The following is a 926-nucleotide window of genomic DNA, read 5'->3' on the forward strand; positions in this document are numbered from 1 at the left end:
TGACCTTCGCCGATAAGACATCCGATGGGCATAGCTGTCAAGCAGCGACAGCGACTTCGACCGAAATGGGGAAGGCCGTCGTTTCTCGGTAGTGCTGCCGTGTTCTCAGGCAGTGGTGGAGGCAGCCGAGGAAGCGGTTGAATAGGTGACGGAAGGCGGCGGCGTGACCGTCGCCGGCGGTTCGGCGTCGGTCGTAGTGGGCTCGCGCGCCGGGTGACTGGTTGAGCGCTGACAGCCCCCAGGTGAAGCCGACTGCGGCAAGTCGGTCGTTCTTGATCCGGCGTTGCGAGACGACCAGACTGCGGCCGGAAGCACGCGTCACTGGGGCCGCGCCAGCGAAGGCCTTCAACGATCGAGCATCGACGAAGCGGGTGCGGTCGTCGCCGATCTCACCCAGTAGCCGTGCGCCGGCTTGGGCTGCGATGCCAGGGAAGCTAGTGATGATCTCGTAGTCCGGGTGCTGCTGGAACGCCGTCTCGACGGCCACCGAGAGGTGGTCGATGCTCGCGCACTCCGTGGTGAGCGTGGCGAGCAGCCGCAGTGCCTGGATGCCCATCGCTTGCTCGACGAGCGGGTCCTGGCGCAGGTGAGGCCGGCGCAGGATCGCGTAAAGCTCGGCGGTGACCTGGTCGATGTTGCGGGAGCGGCCGGCCCGGCGGAGTGCGGCGGCGATACGGGTTTTGGACAGCGTGAGCGCTGCGGCAGGAGTCGGGGCGAGTTCGAGCAAGGCTCGGGTCAGCGGGGTAGCCAGGCTGCCGCTGCGGTTGGCGGCCGCCTCGAGCATTGCCGGGTAGTACTCGCGCAGCAGCGACCGCAGCTCGTTGCTGGCTCGGGTGCGCCGCCACGTCGCGTCCTGGCAGGCGCGAGCGAGGACCGCGATCGAGCGGGCGAGTTCGGTGTCGGCGGGCAGCGGCCGGTGCACATGC

Annotated in this window: 1 protein-coding gene; it reads right to left on the reverse strand. The window is 68.5% G+C overall.

The genetic code is table 11. The annotated features are described in order from the left end of the window. Positions 1 to 37: 37 nt before the first annotated feature. Positions 38 to 926 (reverse strand): transposase (locus ACLQ2X_RS28390; RefSeq protein WP_425684140.1); only part of this gene is annotated, 889 nt, incomplete at its 5' end.

Origin of the sequence: Micromonospora sp. DT31, assembly GCF_049841795.1 — a bacterium.
Taxonomy (GTDB): Bacteria; Actinomycetota; Actinomycetes; order Mycobacteriales; family Micromonosporaceae; genus Micromonospora.